Raw genomic sequence first — 20495 nt, 5'->3', positions numbered from 1 at the left:
GGAGCCTGGATCCCGCCTGTCGCACGTTACGATCCGAAGATCGCCCGATCGCGCCGGGTCGGAGAGCCGGGCCGGTTCGCTTGATGTCCGGGGTCTCCCCTGGATTTCCGCGCCGCCGTGTCCCTTGGCCTGTTGACGTTCGGACGAAAGCGGCTATGAGGCAAGCGCCCTATCTCGCCCCGATGTGCACGACTGGCCCGGCGGCGGTGGACAAGCCTGTGAACATCGGTGGACGGATCAAATTCGCTTTGGCGGATCAGCGGTTTGTCTTGTCCACAAGAAGACGATGATGCGGGCTTATGTTCGGCGGCGGACACATTGCGCTGCAACCGCCCGGCGCGCTTTGGGTTCTGTGATCAGCGGATGAGAGTCCTTGGGGGAAATGTTTGTCCATCACCGGGTCTGGCCACGCCTTGTCTAACGGTATCAATCGCGGCCAGCTGGCCCATATGTTCGCCCATGCGCCGGGGTTCATGGCGCTGGTCACCGGACCCGAGCATCGGTTCGAGCTGACCAATCCGAACTATCAGAAGGTCATCGGCCATCGCGAGGTGATCGGGCGGACGGTCGCCGAAATGCTGACCGACGCCGTGGCGCAGGGCTATCTGGACCTTCTTGATCAGGTCTATCGCACGGGCGAGGCGCACCGGGCCGACAGCGCGCTTTACGCCGTTCAGGCCGAGCCCGGCGGCGACGTCGTGGACCGCTACGTCGATTTCGTCTTCCAGCCCCTGAAGGAGGACGGTCAGGTCTGGGGCGTCTTCATCCAGGGCATGGACGTCACGGATCGCCACCGCGCCGACCAAGCCCTGGCGGCGAGCGAGTCGCGATACGGCGCCCTGTTCGCGGCCATGGCGACGGGGTTCTGCGTCATCGAAATGAAGTTCGACGAGGCGGATCGCCCCATCGATTACTGTATCGTCGAGGGCAACCAGGCCTTCGAGGAGATGACGGGCCTGGTCGATCCTTACGGCAAATGGGTCAGCGAGATCGCGCCGGGGCTGGAGCAGCACTGGTTCGACCTGTACGGCCGCGTCGCGCGCACGGGCGAGCCGGCGCGGTTTGAAAACCCCGCCGACATCTTCGGCCGCTGGTATGACGTGCAGGCGCTGAGGATCGGCCAGCCGGGCGCCTATCAGGTCGCGATCCTGTTCAACAACATCACCGAGCGCAAACAGAGCGAGGCGCGCCAGAACGCCCTGCTGGAGCTGAACGACGCCATCCGCGACCTGACCGACGCCGAGGAAATCGCCCAGGCGTCCGCCGAGGTGCTGGCGCAGACGATGGGCGTCAGCCGCGCGGGCTACGGTACGATAGATACGCTCGCCGAGACCATCACCATCGCACGCGACTTCAACCAGCCGGGGGTGACTAGCCTGGCCGGCGTCCTGTCCTTCCGTGACTATGGATCCTACATCGAGAACATCAAGCGCGGGGAGACGGTGGCGATCGACGACGTCACGCGCGATCCCCGCACGGCGGACACCGCCGAAGCCCTGAAGGCCATCAGCGCCGGATCGTTCGTCAACATGCCGCTGATGGAACAGGGCCGGGTCGTGGCCCTGGTGTTCGTCAACCATGCGACGGCGCGTCACTATACCGACAGCGACCTTCAGCTGATGCGCGACGTGGCCGAAAGGGTGCGGATGGCGACCGAGCGCGCCCGCAGCGAGGCCGCCCTGCGCGACAGCGAGGCCCAGTTCCGGGTCTTCGCCCAGGCCACGCCGAACCAGATATGGGCCAGCTGGGCCGACGGGTCGCTGTATTGGTTCAACCCCCAGGTCTATGCCTATACCGGGTTGATCGAGGGCGCGCTGGACGGGACGGACGGGTGGGGCCAGATCGTCCATCCCGATGACCGGGAGAAGGCGACTGCGCGCTGGTCGCAGGCCCTGGCGAGCGGTCAGGTCTATGAGGCGGAGTTCCGCATCCTTCGCCACGACGGGGTCTATCGCACCTTCATGGTGCGGGCCGAGCCGGTCCATGACGAGGAGGGCCGGATCACCCGCTGGGTCGGCTCCAATATCGACATTGAGGAACTGCGTCGCCAGTCGGCCGAACTGGCCCGGTTCAACGAGACGCTGGAAGACCAGGTCGCCGAACGCACCAGCGCCCTGATGAAGGCCGAGGAGGCGCTGCGCCAGAGCCAGAAGATGGAGGCGGTGGGTCAACTGACCGGTGGCATCGCCCACGACTTCAACAATCTGCTGGCGGGGATAAGCGGCAGTCTGGAGCTGATCACCAATCGGATCGCCCAGGGTCGGTATGGCGATGTCGAACGGTTCACCGCAGCGGCCCAAGGGGCGGCGAAGCGGGCGGCGTCCCTGACACACCGGCTGCTAGCTTTCTCGCGGCGTCAGACGCTGGATCCCAAGCCGACCGATCCCAACCGGCTGATCCGCGGAATGGAGGACCTGATCCGGCGCACGACGGGGCCGAGCGTCCATCTGGAAGTGGTCGCCAGCACCGGCCTGTGGCCCGTCCTGATCGATGCGCATCAGCTGGAAAACGCGGTGCTGAACCTGTGCATCAATGCGCGCGACGCCATGCCGGACGGCGGGCGGCTGACCATCGAGACCGGCAATCGCTGGATCGACGCGCGCACGGCCAAGGCCCAGGACCTGGACCCCGGCCAGTATGTCTCCATCTGCGTCAGCGACACCGGCGGCGGCATGGCGCCGGACGTGGTTGCGCGCGCGTTCGAGCCCTTTTTCACTACCAAGCCGCTGGGCGAGGGGACGGGGCTGGGGCTGTCGATGATCTATGGCTTCGTGCGCCAGTCGGGCGGCCAGGTGCGGATCTATTCCGAGCCGGGTCAGGGGGCGATGGTGTGCCTGTATCTGCCCCGTCACCACGGTGCGGTGGACGAGGGCGAAGCCGTTCCCGAGGTCGAACAGGCCCCGCGCGCCCAGGCCGGCGAGACGGTCATGGTCGTGGACGACGAGCCGACGGTGCGGATGCTGGTTGCCGAGATCCTGCACGAGCTGGGCTATCAGTGCATCGAGGCCTCGGACGGCGCAGCGGGTCTGAAGCTGCTGAACTCAGAGGCGCGGATCGACCTGCTGGTCACCGACGTGGGCCTGCCCGGCGGAATGAACGGGCGTCAGATGGCGGACGCCGCGCGGCTGGAGCGGCCGGACCTGAAGGTGCTGTTCATCACCGGCTATGCCGAGAATGCGGTGGTCGGCAACGGGCATCTGGACCCCGGCATGCACGTGATGACCAAGCCTTTCGGGATGGAGGCTCTGGGCAGCCGGATCCGCGAACTGATCGAGAGCTAGAGCCGGGCGCCCAGCCAGTGGCGGATGGCGGCGCGCGCGCCCCGAGCCGCCGGGCCGCCGAAATGCAGGAAGCCGTGCGGGGTCTCGGGGACGCGGATCAGGTCGGCCTCCGACGCCTCGCCCCAGCGGGTCGCCATCAGCAGGCTGTCCTCGAACAGGGGGTCGTCCTCGCCGGCGATGAACAGGGCGGGCGGCAGGCCGGTCAGGTCGGCATAGAGGGGCGAGACGTCGGGCCGGCGCAAGCCCGCCTCGTCGCGGTCGGGCGCCAGCCGGGCCAGGTCGGCGCGCATGGTCGGGCCGTTGAACAGCAGGGTCTCGGGCCCGGCCGAACGCACGCTCTCGGTCCCCGACAGATCGAAGACGCCGTAGGTGAAGACGCAGCCCTTCACCAGGTCGATCAGCCCCTGGTCGCGCAGGGCCACCGCCGTCAGGGCCGCCAGATGGCCCCCGGCGGATTCGCCCGTCAGGAACAGGGTCGAGGCGCCCAGCCGGTCGACATTGGTCACGGTCCAGTAGGCGGCGGCTAAACAGTCGGCGATGGCGGCGTCGATGTAGATCTGGCGACGCTCGGACAGCAGGCGGTAATCGACCGAGACGACGCAGAAGCCGTGGTGCGCCAGATGCGCGTTCAGCCGGTCGTTCAGCCCCGCGCTGCCCAGCACCCAGCCGCCGCCGTGGATGTCCAGAATGACGGCGCGGGGCGTGCCGACGGGATGCAGGATGCGCAAGGGGACGGGATGGTCGCCGTCGGTCTGGATGATCTCGACCGTGACGCCGCGCTTTCTGAGGCGCGGGACCGTGACCCGCCCGGCGGCGGCGTCCAGCCACAGCGACAGCCGCTGGCCCGCATCGATCCGCCAGCCGTCGGTGCGCAGGCGCGGCGCGCGGGCCAGGACGGCGTTGATCCGCCGCACCGCCGCCTGCTGGGGCGGGGCGAACTCGACGAGGTGGGTGCGCAGGGTCATGAAGCTTGAGTGTGCGGCGGCGGATTTGGTTTCAAGCGCCATGAAACCGTCACCCTCGGGCTTGTCCCGAGGGCCTACGGCGGGTTCAGGCGCGGGGCGGATGTGCTTGCGTTGGCGCTGGCCTGCGGCGTCTTGCGGCCGAGGGGTGGAAAGGTGGGCCCTCGGGACGAGCCCGAGGGTGACGGGATTTGAATTTACCCCGCCAGCGCCGCCTTCTTCTCTTCCAGTTCCAGCCATTCCAGTTCGGCGCTTTCCAAGTCCGCGCGGGCCTTGTCGGCGGCCTTCATCGTGGCGTCGAAGGTCTTGGGGTCGCGGGCGTAGAGGCCGGGGTCGGCCAGCGCAGCATCATGTTTTGCGATAGTGGCGGGCAGGGCGTCGATCAGGGCTTCCAGTTCCTTCAAGCGGTGGGCGTCCTTGAAGGTCAGCTTGCCGGCTTTCTTGGGGGCGACGGCGGCCGGTGCGGCCTCGGCGGCGCGCTGGGCGGCGGCCTTGTCCTGGGGGCGGTGGTTGGCGCCGGGCTGGAGGAAGCCGGGGTTCTGGCGGATGAAGTCGGTCCAGCCGCCGGGGGTCTCGACGATGTCGCCGCGTCCGTTCAGGGCCAGGGTCGAGGTGGACAGGCGGTCGATGAAGTCGCGGTCGTGGGAGACCAGGATCAGGGTGCCGTCATAGCCCTCCAGCAGCTCTTCCAGCTTGTCCAAGGTGTCCATGTCCAGGTCGTTGGTCGGTTCGTCGAGGATCAGCAGGTTCGCCGGTTTCGCCAGGGCGCGGGCCAGCAGCAGGCGGTTGCGCTCGCCGCCCGAGAGGGTCGAGATCGGCTGGCGCAGCTGGGCCTCTGAAAACAGGAAGTCCTTGGCGTAGGCGGCGACGTGTTTGGACACGCCGCGCACCAGGATCGAGTCCCCGCCGCCCGGCGTCAGGGCGTCCCACAGGGTCATGTCCGACTTCAGCCCCTCGCGCGACTGGTCCAGATAGACGGACTCCAGATTGGAACCCATGCGGACCGTGCCCTCGTCAGGCGGAAGTTCGCCCAGCAGGGTCTTGACCAGGGTGGTCTTGCCCGCGCCGTTGGGACCGACGATGCCCAGGCGGTCCCCGCGGATGATGCGGGTGGTCAGGTCCTTGAACAGGGTGCGGCCGTTGAAGCCCTTGGACACGCCCTTGATCTCGGCGACCAGCTTGCCCGAGGTGCCGCCGGAATCGACGCCCAGATAGAGCTCGCGCGGGGCGTCCTTCATCTTCTCGGACCGTTCGGCGCGGAGCGCATTCAGCGAGCGGGCGCGGCCTTCGTTGCGGCTGCGGCGGGCGGTGATGGAAGAGTAGAAGGTGGCGGTCTCGCGCTCGATGGTCTTGGTCAGGCGACGCAGGGATTCGGCCTCTTCCTCCATGACCTTGGAGGACCATTCGTCGAACTCGACGAAGCCCTTGTTCAGGGTGCGGACGCGGCGGTTTTCCAGCCAGTGGACGGTGTTGGTGACGCGGTTCAGGAAGGCGCGGTCGTGGCTGACGACCAGCAGGGCGAACCGGGCCTGGATCAGCTCGTTCTCCAGCAGTTCGATGGCCAGGATGTCGAGGTGGTTGGTCGGCTCGTCCAGCAGCAGCAGGTCGGGCTCTTCGGCGAAGGCCTTGGCCAGGGCGGCGCGGCGGGTCTCGCCGCCGGACAACCCTTGCGTGGATTTCTCGGGGTTCAGGCCGAAGGTGGCCAGCCAGGATTCAGCGGTCCAGCTCTCGGCCTCGCCGGAGGAGGCGTAGTCCAGCAGGGTCTCGCCGGTGATGACGGGTTCCTGGGGCACATAGGCGAAGCGTACGGCGGACTGGACCGAACGGTCGCCGCTGTCGGGTTCGATCATGCCCATCACGACCTTCATCAGGGTGGACTTGCCGGCGCCGTTGCGGCCGACGAGGGCCGCGCGGCTGCGCGGTTCGACCGCAAGGTCGACGCCGTCGAAGAGGGGGCGCTGGCCGTCCTGAAGACGGACGTCCTTGAGTGCGACGAGGGGGGGTCTGGCTGCCATGTGACTTTCGATCCTCGCCCGCGAAACGGAGGAGGGGGCCGCGCGTGGCGCGGTAGAGGGGGCGGAAACGGGTGTGATCTAAGGGTTGTGGCCCAAATATTCCACTGGAAAGGTCGGTGGGACGTTCGGCCCCTCCACCGCTTCGCGGTCCCCCTCCCCCGCAGGCGGCGGAGGATTTGCGCCGATATTGACAGTTACCGTCCGGTTGGTATGTAGCGGCCATGGACACGATTACACGCCGCCGCGCGCCCGACGACACCCGCGCCGAGATCATCGACAAGGCCCTGGAGGTCGCCGCCGAGCTGGGGGCGTCGGGCTTTACGCTGGATGCGGTGGCGGCGCGAACGACGGTCAGCAAGGGGGCGCTGCTGCATCATTTTCCCAGCAAGCTCGCCCTGCTGGAGGGGATGGTCGATCATCTGGGGCAGATGCATACCGACGGCATCCTGGCCGAGGCGGCGCGCGATCCCGAACCCTATGGCCGCAATGCACGGGCCTATCTGCGCTCGACGGTGACGGAGCCGGTGACGCCGCAAGATGTCAGCATCGGCCGGGTGATCATGGCCGCCTGCGCCATAGAGCCGTCGCTGGCGAAGCGCTGGGGCGGCTGGATCGATCGGGTGAAGGTGGACGATCCGGGCGACCCGGTCGGCGCCGACGACGCCCTGATGCTGAGACTGATCGCGGACGGGCTGTGGCTGTCGGACCTGTTCGGGCTGCATGAGGTGTCGGCAGAGCAAAGGAAGGCGCTGTTGTCGCTGCTGACGCCCGGCCATCCGATCACCGCGAACGACGCATGAGCCCGCTGACGTGAGCCCGGTCACATGGGCGGCGCTGCTGGGTGCCATCGGGCTGGAGGTGGCGGGGACGACCCTGCTGCAGGCCTCGCAGCAGTTCACCAGGGCCTGGCCGACGGCGGGGATGGCGGCCTGCTATGGACTGGCCTTCTATCTGTTGTCGATCGCGCTGAAGCAGATGCCGGTGGGGATCGCCTATGCGATCTGGAGCGGGCTGGGCGTCGTGCTGATCTCGGTGATCGGGACGGTGGCGTTTCGCCAGCGGCTGGACCTGCCGGCCATCGCGGGCCTGACGATGATCGTCGGCGGGGTGGTGGTGATCAATCTGTTCTCCAAGACCGTGGGTCACTGAGCGGTCAGATTTCCTTAAGCATGTCGGCGCAAACCTTGGCTGTATCCATGGCTGCGCCCTGCTCCCTCTAGGCGACGTCGTGGAGAGGTGGGGATCTCAGATCATGTCGAAAACGGACGCGGGCGTCAGGCCTGAGCGTATTCTCGAACTGTCCGAACGGCTGAATGTCGTGGCGGGCGAGAAGATCGGCGAGATCGCCTCGGTTAACCGGGCGGCCAAGATGCTGGTGGTCAACGCTCAGGTCGTGGCGGCGCGCAGCGGCGAGGCCGGGCGCAGCTTCATGGTGGTCGCCGAGGAGTTCAAGCGGATTTCGGGTCAGATCGACGATGTCGCCGGCGCGCTGGAACAGCAGGTGCGGGCCGACCTGACCGAGCTGTCGGCCATCGGCGGATCGATCCTGGGGCAACTGCGGGGGCAGAGGCTGGCGGACCTGGCGCTGAACGCCATCGAGATCATCGACCGGAACCTGTACGAGCGGACCTGCGACGTACGCTGGTGGGCGACCGACAGCGCGGTGGTGAATTGCGTCGCCGAGCCGGACGAGGCCAAGGCCCAGCACGCCAGCCGCAGGCTGAAGGTCATCCTGGACGCCTATACCGTCTATCTGGATCTATGGATCTGCGGCCGGGATGGGGTGGTGGTCGCGAACGGTCGGCCGGATCGCTATGCGGTGCAGGGCCAGTCGGCGCGGGACATGAGCTGGTTCCGGGACGCGATGGCGACGGCATCGGGCGACGATTTCGCGGTGGCGGACATCGTCCGGCTGGAGGCGCTGAACAGGGCGCCCGTGTCCACCTATGCGACGGCCATTCGTGAGGGCGGGCTGTCGAACGGCAAGGTCATCGGGGTGCTGGGCATCCATTTCGACTGGCAGGCCCAGGCCCAGACGGTGGTCGACGGGGTTCGGCTGACGCCCGAGGAAAAGGCGCGGACGCGGGTGCTGCTGCTGGACCAGACGCACAGGGTGCTGGCGGCCTCGGACGGGGCGGGGGTGCTGAGCGAGACGCTGGAGCTGAACGTCGGCGGCGGCGTCATGGGCAGCTACGCCAAGGGCGGTCGGACCATCGGCTATGCGCGGACGCCGGGATACGAGACCTATGAGGGTCTGGGATGGTATGGGTGTCTGGTCCAGGACGCGGCGGCCATCTGATCGCCGCATGTCGCCGTTAGGCGGCGCGTCCCCTAAAGCCTTCGGTTCGTATGCTGTCAGTTCCCGATCCCGCCCGTCCCTACTGGGAAACCAAGACCCTGGCCGAGATGTCGCCTTCCGAATGGGAGGGGCTGTGCGATGGCTGCGGGTTGTGCTGCGTGATCCGGTTCGAGGACGAGGATACGGGCGACGTCGTTCCGACGCGGGTGCACTGCAAGCTGTTCGATTCCCAGGCCTGTTCGTGCTCGGACTATGCGAACCGCAACGCCCAGGTGCCCGACTGCATCAAGCTGACGCCCAACAATATCGAGGCGCTGGGGTGGATGCCCTTGTCGTGCGCCTATCGCCGGCTGCACGAAGGGCGGCCGCTGGCGGGGTGGCATCATCTGATCTCGGGCAGTCGCGAGACGGTGCATACGGCCGGGGTGTCGGTGCGGGGGCAGACGATCTCGGAACTGTCGCTGGCCCAGCCGGAGGATGCGCTGGACTTCGAGGCGCCCGAATGGATGCTGGAGCGGGGCTGAGGCTGTTAGGGTAGACCCCGCCAGCTAGCGCAATGACGCTGGTGGAAACGTTGCGAAAACAAGCTGTTGGCGAATTATGTGGGCGTTCTTCCGGCCTGAGGACGCTGCTGCGCTATGGTTTGGGCATGACGGGAAATCGGGATGACGAAGAGGGCGGCGGCGACGGTGCTCGCGGGAGCGCTGCGGCCTGCGCCGGGTGGCTAGAGCCGATGTTCCTGATGCTGAAGGCCAAGATGGAAGAGGCCGCGCAGAAGGTTTGCAAGACAGAGATCGAGGACGCGGCCGCAGCCGAAAAGGTCGCGCGTCAGATCGGCGTGATCGCGCGCTCGGCCAAGGCGGTCGAGGCGATGCGGCTGATGTGCCTGAGCGACAACGAAGAGGACGAGATGGGTGGACGAACCTACGATCCCGCAGAAGACGAGCGAATCCGAGGAGAACTGCTCGTCGAATACGAGCGGCTCGACAGCATCATCGAGAGAAAAGATGCTGAAGCGGCTGAGCGGGCAAGAGCTAAGGCTGAAGCGCAATCATGCGCGCCTGCTGGACCACCAACACAAGCCGCGTGATCTCGACCTGCGGACCTGGCTTCTGCTGGGTGGGCGAGGGTCAGGCAAGACCTTCGCCGGATCAGTCTGGGTCGACAAGATGGCCCGGAAGTTGTCGGGCATTACTATCGCCCTGGTCGGCCCCGCCCTGCACGACGTGCGTGAGGTGATGGTGGAGGGGGCGTCGGGGATCAAGGCGCTGGCGGAACCGGGCGATCGGCCGCGCTGGGAGGCGGGGCGGCGGCGGTTGGAGGGCGGACCCAGCCCCGATCGGGCGGACGCACTGGTGTGGGCGGTGTCGCGGCTGATGCTGGGACCACAGTCGGCGGGGCCGAGGGTGCGGGGGCTTTAGCCCTTTCGATTTTCAATGACAGGAGAGAGACATGCCGGCCATTCCCGAGCGGGACGGATTGCTGAACCATGGGCGCGATGCGAGCGGGCCGGCGCGGCGCGCGGGGGGAGTGACGCCCAGCGATACGGTCGATCTGACGACCTATGCCAAGGCGCTGTATGTCGGGGCGGCGGGCAATGTCCGTGTACTGACGGTCGGGGCTGAGGATGGGGATGCGACGACGTTCGCCAATCATCCGGTGGGCTGGTTGCCGGTGCAGGTGCGACGCGTGCTGGCGACCGGGACGACCGCGACGCAGATCGTGGCGGCCTTCGACTGATGTCGGGCGTCGAGATCGGGGCGGCGACGGCGGCGCCGGGCGGGGTGCTGGGGCGGCCTGGGTTTTCCGTGAGCGACCTGCCGGTCTGGTCGGCGGCGGTGCGGACGATGCAGGCGGGCGGGCGCGAGGCGCGGCTGCTGTGCATCGGCGACAGCGTGACGCAAGGGTTTGGCGGTGTCTCCGGCGGCTGGACGCCGAACGGTCGGGCGGGCGCCTGGCCCGAGCGGCTGGCGGCGATGATGAGCGGGCGGGGGCTGCCGGCCTCGGCGGCGTCGGTGGCCGGGGCGGGTGCGGCGGACGGGGCGAGCGGGGGCTATTCGGCCTATGATCCGCGCGTGACGATGGGCGCCGGGTGGGGCGTCAATGCGCTGACGGGGATGGGCGGCAAGCTGTTCTCGGGCGCGACGGCGTCCAGCGGGGGCTGGAGCTTTCAGCCCGATGCGGTCGTGGATCGGTTCGACCTGTGGGCCGTGACCAACACGGCGCTGGGGGTGATGACGGTCGAGACGGACGGGGTGGTGCGCGCGAGCGTGAACACGACCAAGGCGGCGTCGATGGAGGTGACGACCGTGGCCTTTCCCGAGACGAGCGGGCCGGTGACTGTGCGCTGGGCCTCGGGCGGGGCGGTGTTCATCGCCGGCGGGGTCGCGTGGCGGTCGGACGTGCGACGGGCGCGGGTGATCAACGCCGGATGGGGCGGGGCCAGGGTTGCGGACTGGATCACGACGGATCAGCCGTACCGGGCCTATGGATCGATCCCGGCGGCGGCGCCCGATCTGTCGGTCGTCTGTCTGACGATCAACGACTGGAATGGCGGGACGGCGGTGGCGGCTTACAAGGCCGGGCTGGGGTCGTTGGTGGATCGGTGCCGGACGACGGGGGACGTGCTGCTGATGACGGGATGTCCGTCCGATCCGGCGCAGGGCAAGGCGAGTTCTGCGACGCAGGGCGCGATCCGGGATGCGGTATTGGAGGTGGCGGCGGCAAGGGGGCTGGCGACGCCCATCGACGGAACGGCTCTGTTCGGCGGCGGGTTCGCCGGCGGACTGATGTTCGATTCCGTCCATCCCAATGCGGCGGGTCAGGCCAGGATCGCCGAGGCGGTGCGGGCGCGGGTGATGATCTGAGGTTGTCGGTTCTGCGCGCGCGATGTTAACCGTGGCGGATGGGGGAGCGGTTCTACGGGGTGCAGGCGCTGCGGTTCGCGGCGGCGACGGCGGTAGTCGTCGCCCATGCGCTGGACCTGGCGGGGACGCGGCTGGGGCTGGAGACAGTTCTGGCGGGCGGGGCGCTGGAGGATTTCGGCGCCGTGGGCGTGGATGTGTTCTTCGTCATCAGCGGCTTCATCATCGCCACGACGACGCGTGGGCAGGCGGGCAGCGGGGCGGCGGGCGCCTTTCTGTGGCGACGGTTTCGACGTGTGGCGCCGATCTACTGGCTGCTGTCGCTGCCGATCCTGATCGGGATGGCGCGGGGCGGGACGCTGAGCCCGGACGTGGCGGCGGCGACCTTTCTGTTCTGGCCGTTCAGCGGACTGGAGATGACGTTTCCGGCGTTGGGGCCGGGGTGGACCCTGTGTTTCGAGATGCTGTTCTACGCCGGGTTCGGCCTGGCGATGGCGGGCGGGAAGCGCGTCGGCTGGGGCTTGGTGGCGGCCTATGCGGCGATGATGGCGGCCGGGTTGGTCGTGGCGGCGCCGGTGCTGAGGTTCTGGGGCGCGCCGATCATTTTGGAGTTCTTGCTGGGCGTGGGGATCGCGTCGGTGTGGCGGGCGGCGCCGCGTCGGTTGGGCTCATTGGCGGTCGGGCTGGCGCTGGTCGGGTTCGGGCTGACGTTGGTGGTCGGCTATGGCGGGATCGATGATGTGCGGGCGCTGAACGACCCGTGGAACGGGTTGAGGCGGGTGGTGATCTGGGGGCTGCCCAGCGCCTTGATGGTGTTCGGCGTGGTGCGGATGGAGCGGACGGACGCGGCGCCGGGACGCCTGGGGCGTGCGGCGGCCTTCATGGGGGATGCGTCGTATTCGATCTATCTGACGCATGTGCTGGTCATCCGGGCGCTGGGGCGGCTGTTCGAGAGTGGGATGGTCGCCATGCCGGGGGATGCGGTGGTGGGGCTGACTGTGCTGGCGAGTTTGGCTGCGGGGGTGGTGGTGCATCTGTGGATCGAGCGGCCGCTGTTGAGGCTGCTGACACCCTCTCCCAGAGGGAGAGGGCTTGAGCGCCCGAGCGCGTAGCGGTCGGACTTGCGCGAAAGGGTGAGGGGTTACGCTGTGCGATCTTGGTCCACACCGTAACCCCTCATCCGGCCCTGCGGGCCACCTTCTCCCTCAGGGAGAAGGAAGAAGGAAGTTCAGGGAGATTGCGATGGTTTCGATCCGGTGGCCGTTCGGCCAAGCGGGGCGCGGGCGTGCGCCTGAGGCGAAGGAGAGCCGGGCGGGCGGGGTGATCGCGCTGTCGGGCGTGGGGCGGCCGCGGTGGACGCCCAACGACTACGCCAGCCTGGCGCGCGAGGGGTATCAGAAGAATGCGGTGGCCTATCGCTGCATCCGCATGATCGCCGAGGCGGCGGCTGCGGCGCCGTTCGCGGTGTTCGTGGACGGAGTGCGCGACGAGGCGCATCCGCTGGCGAAACTGATCCGCCGGCCCAATCCCGAACAGTCGGGAGCAGAGCTCATGGAAGCGGTCTATGGAGCGCTGCAGGTGTCGGGCAACGCCTATGTCGAGGCGACCGGCGATGCGGACGGGGACGCGGCGCCGGACGAGCTGTGGGCGCTGCGGTCGGACCGGGTCAAGGTGATCCCCGGCCGGTCGGGCTGGCCCGAGGCGTGGGATTATTCCGTGGACGGACGTTCGGTTCGGATCGGGCGGGCGGCGGACGGCTGGGCGCCGGTGATGCATCTGAAGCTGTGGCACCCGCTGGACGACTGGTACGGGCTGTCGCCGATGGAGGCGGCGGCGCAGGGGGTGGATGCGCACAATGCGGCCGGGGCCTGGAACAAGGCGCTGCTGGACAATGCGGCGCGGCCGTCGGGGGCGCTGGTCTATGGGGCGCGGAACGGCGAGCGGCTGACGGACGGGCAGTTCGAGGCGCTGAAGGACCAGTTGTCGAACGTCTACGCCGGGGCGACGAACGCCGGGCGGCCGATCCTGCTGGAAGGCGGGATGGACTGGAAGCCGCTGAGCCTGACGCCGGCGGAGATGGATTTCACGGCCGGCAAACATGCGGCGGCGCGCGAGATCGCCCTGGCCTTCGGGGTTCCGCCGCAGCTGCTGGGTATCCCCGGCGACGCGACCTACGCCAACTATCGCGAGGCCAATGCGGCCTTCTGGCGACAGACGGTGATCCCGCTGGTCAGGAAGGCGGCGGGGGCGATGACGGGCTGGCTGGGCGAGCGGTTCGCCGGGTGCGAGGTGCGGGCGGACCTGGAGGCGGTGGCGGCGTTGCAGCCTGAGCGGGACGCCCTGTGGGCGCGGCTGGAGGGGGCGAGCTTCCTGACGGACGAGGAGCGACGACGGATGGCGGGGCTTGAAGGATGACCGAACATCAAATCCGGCGCGTGCCGACGGCGCTGCTGATCGCCGTGGTCGTACAGACGGTCGGCGGCCTGGTCTGGGCCGGCGGGGCGGCGGCGCGGATCGCGACGCTGGAGCAGCGGGTCGGGGAGCAGAGGCTGGTCGCCGAACGGCTGGCGCGGCTGGAGGTCCAGGGCGAGGCGACGGCGGCGGCGGTGGAGCGGATCGAGCGGCGGTTGGAGGGGGCGAGATGACAGGCGAAACGTCTTCCTTCTCCCCTTGCGGGAGAAGGTGGCCCGAAGGGTCGGATGAGGGGTTTTTAAGCGGTGGCCGCAAGGGGCTGTTCGACCCCTCACCCGACCGCGCCAGGACGACGGCTGCGCCGCCGTGCGCGGTCTCCCTCTCCCGCAAGGGGAGAGGGAGCGTCGAAATCCAAGGCTACGCCTCACTGTGGGGCGTGGCGGATCTGAACGGGGATGTGGTGCAGGCGGGGGCGTTTGCGGACAGTCTGGGCAAGACGGGGGCGCCAGGGGTGCGGATGCTGAACCAGCATGACGCGCGGGCGCCGGTCGGGGTCTGGGAGCAGATCGTGGAGGACGCGCGGGGGCTGTTCGTGCGCGGCCGGATCGAGGACTGGTCGGCCGAGGCGCGGTTCGCCGGCGCCCTGAGCCGGGCGGGGGCGATGGACGGACTGTCGATCGGATACCGCACGGCGCGGGCCCGGCGTCAGGGGCGGCTGAGGGTGCTGAGCGCGGTCGAACTGTGGGAGGTGTCGCTGGTGACGTTTCCGATGTTGCCGGGGGCGCGGTTCAATTTGGCTTGAGGGCCTCGAACACGCCGTTGCGATCCAGGCTGTCGGCGATGTCGGACATCATCACGCGTCCCTTGGGGCTGTGGATGTAGCGCAGCGCCCAGGCGGCGACGACGGCGGCGAAGACCCAGCCGAGATGCAGGACGAACTGGGCAAACAGGACGAACATCACCGCCAACGCATAGGCGCCGAGATAGACCAGGGCCAGCTTGCCGACGCGAGAGGCGGTCGGGTTGGAGGCGCTGGCGAGGATTTCGGACAGGCTGGGCGTGGCGGCGGTCGCCGGGGCGGGGTCCGCAGGCTTGGCGGCAACCGGGGCCTTGGTCTGGATCTGGGCCTGTGGGGCCGGTCGGGCGGCGGGTTTCGGCCTGAGGGCGACGGGATCGGGGGCGCGCCAGGCGGGGCGGTAGAGGACGGATTGGCCACGGGCGTCGACGGTGAAGACCTCGCCGAAGGGGGTGCTGGAGAAGTCGATGGCCCGGGTGTCCTGGCCATAGCTCTGGCCGTGCAGGGCCGTCAGCCGCCCCTGGCGCAGCTCGATCTGGAACCCGATGGGATCGGGCAGGTCGCCGACCATGACATGGACCGTGCCGAACAGGCCGGTGGCGTCGGGATTGCGGGTCGCGCGGTTCGCATCGACGATCATCCGGGAATAGAGGCCGGCGCCGGTGTTGCGTCGCAGGCCCGGCGAGCTGGACGCCGCCTGGGCCGCCAGATCGGGGACGCTGTCGCCCATCTGCCAGACCATGGCGTCCATGATGGCGCTTTCGAGGGGCGTCAGGTGGGACATGGCGCGTCAGTCCGTTTCAGCATTCGCTGATTTTTCTCTTTCGGCCGTGAGCGTCTCGATTTCGGCGGAGATGGCCTCGATTTCGGTTTTGCATTGCTCACGCGTGATCGTCGCGGCACGAGGAGACGACATCCCTCTATCGTAGGCCGCCAACAAGATGGCCGAAGCCAGCCGATTTAGCGGGTCGGCGTCGTTCGCCCCCGACGTTTGAATCCTTGTTCTGGCTTCGGGCGGGAACTGATGCCCGCAGGTACCCACCGTCTCGAAAAAGCGGATCATGCTTCGAAGAGCCGGGCTGACTTGCGCCGCCTGTTCGGGAGTTAGGCCGGGACTATCAGGTTGCGACTGAAGCAAAAGCGCGCCGGAAAAGGCCAGAGCAAGCGCGAGCATGTGAAGCGATCCTCGAGAGAGCCGGATCGGTAGCACGGTTTCGCGGGCCTGCCAGCCGTTCAATCACAGGTTTCGGGCGCTGGCCCGGATCATCGCGTCTTCTGAGGACGCATTCACCGGAGACACCATGAAAGAGACCAAACAGGCTTCCGGCTCGCCGGAGGCGCGCGCTGTCGTGCATGAGATGATGGCGGCGTTCGAGGCGTTCAAAGGGGCGAACGACGTCCGGCTGGACGAGATCGAGAAGAAGGCGGCGGCAGACGTGCTGCTGGAGGAGAAGGTGGCGCGCATCGACCAGGCGGTGGCGGCGGCCCAGGCGCGACTGGATCGGGTGATGAGCCAGAACAGGCGTCCGGCTATCGGAGGCGAGCCAGTGGAACCGGCGAGCGCGCCGGAGGCGAAAGCGGCATGGGACGGCTATCTGAAGACCGGTCAATCTGGTTCGCTGGAGGTCAAGGCCGGCCTGTCGGGCGGCGCGACCTCGGGCGGCTATGTCGTGCCGTACGAGACCGAGCGGGCCATCGAGCGGCGGCTGATGGCGGCCTCGCCGATGCGCGAGATCGCCACGGTGCGGACGGTGGCGGCGGGGGTGTTCAGAAAGCCGGTCTCGACGGCGGGCGTGGCCTGCGGCTGGGTGGCGGAGACCGCCGCGCGGCCGGAGACGGATCCGGCGACCCTGGCCCTGCTGGAGTTCCCCTCGGCCGATCTGTACGCCAATCCGGCGGCGACCCAGGCCCTGTTGGACGACGCCATGGTCGATCTGGACGAATGGCTGGCGGCCGAGGTCGAGGACGCCTTTGCGGCGCAGGAGACCCAGGCCTTCGTGGGCGGCGACGGGGTGAACAAGCCCAAGGGCTTCCTGACCTATCCGACCGTGGCGGATGCGGGCCAGGCCTGGGGTCAGATCGGCTCTGTGGCTTCGGGCGCGGCGGGCGGTTTCGCGCCGACCAGTCCGGCGGACCGTTTGATCGATCTGGTCTATGCGCCCAAGGCCCAGTACCGGCCGAACGGGCGGTTCGTGATGAACCGCAAGACGGTCTCGGCCGTGCGCAAGTTCAAGGACGCGGACGGCAACTATATCTGGCAGCCGGCGACGCGGCTGGGCGAGACGGCGTCGCTGCTGGGCTATCCGGTCACCGAGATCGAGACCATGCCGGACGTGGCGGCCAACAGTCTGTCGATCGCGTTCGGGGACTTCCAGCGCGGGTATCTGATCGTGGATCGGGCGGGGGTGCGAGTGTTGCGCGATCCCTATTCGGCCAAGCCCTATGTGCTGTTCTACACGACCAAACGGGTCGGCGGCGGGGTGCAGAACTTCGACGCGATCAAGGTGATGAAGTTCAGCGCGGGGTGATCTGATGTGATGGCGCTCCCTCTCCCAGAGGGAGAGGGAGACCACGCGCGGCGGCGATAGCCGTCGCCCTGGCGTGGTCGGGTGAGGGGTTACGGTGGCGCCCGTCGAACACCGTAACCCCTCACCCTTTCGCACAAGAACGACCGCAAGCGGTCGTGTGCTCAAGCCCTCTCCCGCTGGGAGAGGGGAGGATATTTGGAGATTCCAACATGACAGCACCCGTCAGCCTGGCGGAGGCGAAGCTGTTTCTGAGGGTCGAGCATGAGGCCGAGGACGGGCTGATCCAGACCTTGATCGAGGCGGCCCAGGCGAAGGTCGAGGGGGATGTGGGGCTGGGCCTGACATCGACCTCGCCGGCGCCGTTGCGGCTGGCGATCCTGATACTGGTGCTGCGGGCCTATGAACGGGGCGAGCCGGTGGCGGTCGAGCCGGTCGAGGGGTGGATCGCGCCGTATCGTGTGGTGCGGTTGTGAGAATTCTGGCGGGGCTGTTTCAGTCGGTCGAGTCTGAGACGCCTTATGGCGGACGCAGCGTGACGTTCGAGGCGGTGGGGTCGGCCTGGCTGAAGTGCGGGGCGCGTCGGCGGACCGAACGCGGCGAGGGCGATCAGCGGCGGGCGGTCGAGACGATGGGGGCGGAGGCGCGGGCGAATCCGAGGCTGGCGGTCGGGCGGGTGCTGCGGTTCGGCGGGGCGGACTGGCGGATCGTGGCGATAGAGGATGCGCGGCCGGGGCGGGTCAGGCTGGATCTGGAGCGGGTGCGATGAGGGATCACGAGAGCGCGCTGCAGAAGGCGGTGGTCGCGGCGCTGAAGGGGGATGCGGCGGTCGGGGCGCTGCTGGGCGGGCGGGTCTGGGATCAGGCTCCCGAGGGGGCCGAGTTTCCGCATCTGGTGATCGGGCGGTGCGAGAGCCGGCCGGTGGCGGCGGACGGGGGCGGGGTCGAGCAGAGGCTGACCCTGACGGGCGTGTCGCGGTTCGCGGGATCGGAAGAGGCCAAAGCCGTGGCGGCGGCGGTGCGGGCGTGTCTGCACGAGGCGGTGCTGGAGGCCGACGGCGTGCAGACGGCGACGCTGAGGGCGACGTTCGCGGACGTGTTCCGGGCGGGCGACGGGCGGCGGACCTATGCGGTGGTGCGGCTGAGGGCGGTAACCGAGGAAGTGGGAGACGGCTGATGACCGCACAGGCGGGCAAGGACATGCTGCTGAAGATCGAGGGCGCGCCGGGCGTGTTCACGACGGTGGCGGGGTTGAGGGCGCGGACGATTTCGCTGAACGCCAAGACGGTCGATGCGACCGACGGCGACAGCGCCGGGCGGTGGCGCGAGCTGCTGGCGGGGGCGGGCGTCAAGTCGGCGGCGGTGTCGGGGCAGGGCATCTTTCGCGATGCGGCGTCGGACGCCCTGGTGCGCGAGGCCTTCTTCGATCAGGCGGCGAAACGGTGGCGGCTGATCGTGCCGGACTTCGGCGTGCTGGAGGGGCCGTTCCTGGTGGCGGCGCTGGAATACGCCGGCGAGCACGAGGGGGAGGCGACCTTTGCGTTGAGCCTGGCCAGTGCCGGGGAGATCGGTTTCAGCGCGATATGAATGGGGGCGCGGGGCGAGGCGGCGGTGACGCTGGACGGCGCGCGGCGGCGGGTGTGTTTGACGCTCGGGGCGCTGGCGGAGATCGAAACGGGGCTGGGCGTCGATGGGCTGGCGGCCGTGGCGGAGCGGATGAAGACGCTGTCGGCGAGAGATCTGATGGTGGTGTTGGCGGCGGTGTTGCGTGGGGGCGGGGAGACGGCGGTGGATGTTGCGGCGGTCGATCCCCGCGAGGCCGCGGTGGCGGTGGCGCAGGCGTTTACGGCGGCTGCGACGTGACGCCCTGGGGCGAGATGTTGAGGCTGGCGGCGGCGATGGGCGTGGCGCCGGAGGGGTTCTGGCGGCTGTCGCTGAAGGAATGGCGGATGTTGACGCAAACGCCGCGCGGCACGGCGCCGCTCGGGCGCGAGGGGCTGGCGCGATTGATGAAGGGTTGGCCGGATGGCGGATGAGTTTGGGCCGGGCGGGATCGATCAGGTCGCCCTGAGAGCGGCGGAGGCCGGGGCGGCGCTGGAGGCGCTGAAGGCGCCGGCGCAGGACGCGGCTGACGCCATCGAGGAGGCGTTCGGGCGGGCGGGCGACAGCCTGACGCGGTCGCTGGCGCGGGCGGCGGCGGACGGCGAGGTGTCGCTGGCCGAACTGGCGCGGGCGGTGCTGAACGCGGTCAATTCGGCGGCGGGATCGCAGGGCGGCGGGCTGAGCGGCGCGATCCAGGCGGCGATGTCCAGTTTCGGCGGGGTGCGGGCGGACGGCGGGCCGGTGCTGGGCGGCGGGGCCTATCTGGTCGGAGAACGCGGGCCGGAGGTGTTTCGACCGACGACGGGCGGCGAGATCGGGCCGGTCGGCGGTATGGCAGGCTCAGGCGGCGGGGTGACGGTCAATGTGACGGTGGATCGCGGGGCGCCGGCCCTGCTGAGGTCCGAGGCGCAGATCGCCCAGATGATGGCGCGGGCGGTCAGCCTGGGCGCGCGGCGGATGTAGAAACGCCGCCCCGTCGAGGACGGGGCGGCGCTGGAGACGTGCCTTACAGGCCCTTGGGGTTCGGGCCGAAGCGGTTTTCGCCCTTCTGGCTGTCCGTTATGCCAATCCAAAGCAGGAAGGCCAGGTTGACGAGCGTGGCGATGGTGAAGGCGCCGAAGGCCGGCCCCATGATGGACAGCGCGGCCATCGGGTTATCCTCGTAATAGCTCTCGTCCATGCCGCTGGCGGCGATGCTGGCGAACATCATCACGAAGCCGGTGATGACCAGTATCGTGGAGATCGCCCAGGGAATGGCGACCAGCCAGCCGCTCTTGCCCATGTCGTGAAGACGCTTCACCGAAATGGCGAGGTTGGGCCAGATCAGGGCCAGGGAGATCAGCCCGCCCAGGAGGGGAATCCAGCCCAGCACCAGGCTGGCGCCGAAGATGATCAGGAAGCCGATCCAGAAGTGCGAACGGCGCAGGCGTCCATTGAACGACAGCATGGCGGACTGGAAGTCGAAGCCCGAGCCGGGCGCGCCGACGGCGGCCGAGGCGGCCGAAGCGGCGTAACCGCCGGCGACGCCGGTGGTGGTCGCCGCGCCGGCGAGGATCAGGATCTGGGTGGCGACGGCGCCTTCGGGCACGAAGTCGACGCGGACGCCGGCGGCGGGAACGGCCGGCGACTGAAGCGCGGCCGAGGTGAAGTCGTAACGGGCGCCGTCGTCGCCGCTGATCAGGCCGGCGCCGGTCGTGGCGTCGTAGCTGAGAATTTCACCGCGCACGGAGGTCTCCTTGG

At 68.7% G+C, this 20495-nt stretch carries 26 protein-coding genes; 21 read left to right on the top strand and 5 right to left on the bottom strand.

Going from position 1 to position 20495, the window contains the following annotated elements; all coding sequences use genetic code 11:
* The first annotated feature begins 413 nt into the window (after positions 1-413).
* Positions 414-3281 (top strand): PAS domain S-box protein, encoded by a 2868-nt coding sequence (locus ACK4MH_RS12810; RefSeq protein ID WP_409718980.1) that lies wholly within the window; start codon positions 414-416, stop codon positions 3279-3281.
* Here ACK4MH_RS12810 and ACK4MH_RS12805 read toward each other — a convergent pair.
* Positions 3278-4288, bottom strand: a complete 1011-nt coding sequence (locus ACK4MH_RS12805; RefSeq protein ID WP_409718978.1) for an alpha/beta hydrolase — start codon at positions 4286-4288, stop codon at positions 3278-3280. The two genes, ACK4MH_RS12810 and ACK4MH_RS12805, sit on opposite strands and share 4 nt — an antisense overlap.
* A gap of 152 nt (positions 4289-4440) precedes the next feature.
* On the bottom strand, positions 4441-6258 hold the full coding sequence (locus tag ACK4MH_RS12800; RefSeq protein WP_409718976.1) for an ABC-F family ATP-binding cassette domain-containing protein: 1818 nt from the start codon (positions 6256-6258) through the stop codon (positions 4441-4443).
* Between the two features lie 221 nt (positions 6259-6479).
* Between ACK4MH_RS12800 and ACK4MH_RS12795 the strand changes: the two genes are divergently transcribed.
* The 12 genes from ACK4MH_RS12795 to ACK4MH_RS12740 all read left to right on the top strand — a co-directional run bounded on the left by ACK4MH_RS12795 (position 6480) and on the right by ACK4MH_RS12740 (position 14635).
* The gene (locus ACK4MH_RS12795; protein WP_409718974.1) at positions 6480-7058 is read left to right on the top strand and encodes a TetR/AcrR family transcriptional regulator; all 579 of its coding nucleotides are present in this window, start codon (positions 6480-6482) and stop codon (positions 7056-7058) included.
* 10 nt (positions 7059-7068) lie between these two features.
* Positions 7069-7407, top strand: coding sequence for a DMT family transporter (locus ACK4MH_RS12790; protein ID WP_409718972.1), 339 nt, complete (start codon positions 7069-7071; stop codon positions 7405-7407).
* A 103-nt stretch (positions 7408-7510) separates the two neighbouring features.
* Positions 7511-8557: a chemotaxis protein gene (locus tag ACK4MH_RS12785; protein WP_409718969.1), complete on the top strand. Its 1047-nt coding sequence runs from the start codon at positions 7511-7513 to the stop codon at positions 8555-8557.
* 50 nt (positions 8558-8607) lie between these two features.
* Entirely contained in the window at positions 8608-9081 is a 474-nt protein-coding gene (locus ACK4MH_RS12780) for a YcgN family cysteine cluster protein (RefSeq protein WP_409718967.1), read from the top strand.
* Positions 9082-9113: 32 nt separating this feature from the next.
* Complete coding sequence (locus ACK4MH_RS12775) at positions 9114-9647, top strand: hypothetical protein (protein ID WP_409719046.1); 534 nt, start codon at positions 9114-9116, stop codon at positions 9645-9647.
* Positions 9565-9978 (top strand): terminase large subunit domain-containing protein, encoded by a 414-nt coding sequence (locus tag ACK4MH_RS12770; RefSeq protein ID WP_409718965.1) that lies wholly within the window; start codon positions 9565-9567, stop codon positions 9976-9978. Before ACK4MH_RS12775 ends, ACK4MH_RS12770 begins: the two co-directional genes overlap by 83 nt.
* Before the next feature lie 31 nt (positions 9979-10009).
* Complete coding sequence (locus tag ACK4MH_RS12765) at positions 10010-10297, top strand: hypothetical protein (protein WP_409718963.1); 288 nt, start codon at positions 10010-10012, stop codon at positions 10295-10297.
* Positions 10297-11424 carry an SGNH/GDSL hydrolase family protein gene (locus ACK4MH_RS12760; protein WP_409718961.1) on the top strand — a complete coding sequence of 376 codons (1128 nt, stop codon included), beginning with the start codon at positions 10297-10299 and terminating at the stop codon, positions 11422-11424. The genes ACK4MH_RS12765 and ACK4MH_RS12760 overlap by 1 nt, the downstream gene beginning before the upstream one ends.
* 38 nt (positions 11425-11462) lie before the next feature.
* On the top strand, positions 11463-12533 hold the full coding sequence (locus ACK4MH_RS12755; RefSeq protein WP_409718959.1) for an acyltransferase family protein: 1071 nt from the start codon (positions 11463-11465) through the stop codon (positions 12531-12533).
* Positions 12534-12663: 130 nt separating this feature from the next.
* Complete coding sequence (locus ACK4MH_RS12750; RefSeq protein ID WP_409718957.1) at positions 12664-13836, top strand: phage portal protein; 1173 nt, start codon at positions 12664-12666, stop codon at positions 13834-13836.
* Complete coding sequence (locus ACK4MH_RS12745) at positions 13833-14066, top strand: hypothetical protein (protein ID WP_295184406.1); 234 nt, start codon at positions 13833-13835, stop codon at positions 14064-14066. The genes ACK4MH_RS12750 and ACK4MH_RS12745 overlap by 4 nt, the downstream gene beginning before the upstream one ends.
* A 176-nt stretch (positions 14067-14242) precedes the next feature.
* Positions 14243-14635: an HK97 family phage prohead protease gene (locus tag ACK4MH_RS12740; RefSeq protein WP_409719044.1), complete on the top strand. Its 393-nt coding sequence runs from the start codon at positions 14243-14245 to the stop codon at positions 14633-14635.
* Here the strand turns inward: ACK4MH_RS12740 and ACK4MH_RS12735 are convergent.
* Positions 14622-15413 (bottom strand): hypothetical protein, encoded by a 792-nt coding sequence (locus ACK4MH_RS12735; protein WP_409718955.1) that lies wholly within the window; start codon positions 15411-15413, stop codon positions 14622-14624. The genes ACK4MH_RS12740 and ACK4MH_RS12735 overlap by 14 nt on opposite strands.
* A gap of 6 nt (positions 15414-15419) precedes the next feature.
* Positions 15420-15803, bottom strand: coding sequence for a hypothetical protein (locus tag ACK4MH_RS12730; RefSeq protein WP_409718953.1), 384 nt, complete (start codon positions 15801-15803; stop codon positions 15420-15422).
* 127 nt (positions 15804-15930) lie between these two features.
* Between ACK4MH_RS12730 and ACK4MH_RS12725 the strand changes: the two genes are divergently transcribed.
* The 8 genes from ACK4MH_RS12725 (at position 15931) to ACK4MH_RS12690 (ending at position 19718) form a co-directional block, all read left to right on the top strand.
* Entirely contained in the window at positions 15931-17157 is a 1227-nt protein-coding gene (locus ACK4MH_RS12725) for a phage major capsid protein (protein WP_409718951.1), read from the top strand.
* Positions 17158-17366: 209 nt separating this feature from the next.
* Positions 17367-17630 carry a head-tail connector protein gene (locus ACK4MH_RS12720; RefSeq protein WP_409718949.1) on the top strand — a complete coding sequence of 88 codons (264 nt, stop codon included), beginning with the start codon at positions 17367-17369 and terminating at the stop codon, positions 17628-17630.
* Positions 17627-17923 carry a head-tail adaptor protein gene (locus ACK4MH_RS12715; protein ID WP_409718947.1) on the top strand — a complete coding sequence of 99 codons (297 nt, stop codon included), beginning with the start codon at positions 17627-17629 and terminating at the stop codon, positions 17921-17923. The genes ACK4MH_RS12720 and ACK4MH_RS12715 overlap by 4 nt, the downstream gene beginning before the upstream one ends.
* A complete protein-coding gene (locus tag ACK4MH_RS12710; RefSeq protein WP_409718945.1) occupies positions 17920-18330 on the top strand; it encodes a DUF3168 domain-containing protein in 411 nt (136 codons plus the stop codon). Before ACK4MH_RS12715 ends, ACK4MH_RS12710 begins: the two co-directional genes overlap by 4 nt.
* A complete protein-coding gene (locus tag ACK4MH_RS12705) occupies positions 18330-18740 on the top strand; it encodes a phage major tail protein, TP901-1 family (RefSeq protein WP_409718943.1) in 411 nt (136 codons plus the stop codon). The genes ACK4MH_RS12710 and ACK4MH_RS12705 overlap by 1 nt, the downstream gene beginning before the upstream one ends.
* Entirely contained in the window at positions 18741-19016 is a 276-nt protein-coding gene (locus ACK4MH_RS12700) for a GTA-gp10 family protein (protein ID WP_409718941.1), read from the top strand.
* On the top strand, positions 19013-19189 hold the full coding sequence (locus ACK4MH_RS12695; protein ID WP_409718939.1) for a phage tail assembly chaperone: 177 nt from the start codon (positions 19013-19015) through the stop codon (positions 19187-19189). The genes ACK4MH_RS12700 and ACK4MH_RS12695 overlap by 4 nt, the downstream gene beginning before the upstream one ends.
* Positions 19179-19718 carry a phage tail tape measure protein gene (locus tag ACK4MH_RS12690; RefSeq protein WP_409718937.1) on the top strand — a complete coding sequence of 180 codons (540 nt, stop codon included), beginning with the start codon at positions 19179-19181 and terminating at the stop codon, positions 19716-19718. The genes ACK4MH_RS12695 and ACK4MH_RS12690 overlap by 11 nt, the downstream gene beginning before the upstream one ends.
* Before the next feature lie 43 nt (positions 19719-19761).
* Here ACK4MH_RS12690 and ACK4MH_RS12685 read toward each other — a convergent pair whose 3' ends face one another.
* Positions 19762-20481 (bottom strand): DUF805 domain-containing protein, encoded by a 720-nt coding sequence (locus ACK4MH_RS12685; RefSeq protein ID WP_409718935.1) that lies wholly within the window; start codon positions 20479-20481, stop codon positions 19762-19764.
* Positions 20482-20495: the final 14 nt, after the last annotated feature.

This window comes from Brevundimonas sp., from assembly GCF_046295075.1.
Taxonomy (GTDB): Bacteria; Pseudomonadota; Alphaproteobacteria; order Caulobacterales; family Caulobacteraceae; genus Brevundimonas.
Note: the sequence above shows the minus strand (reverse complement) of the source record. Positions and strands in the feature narration are given on the sequence as shown.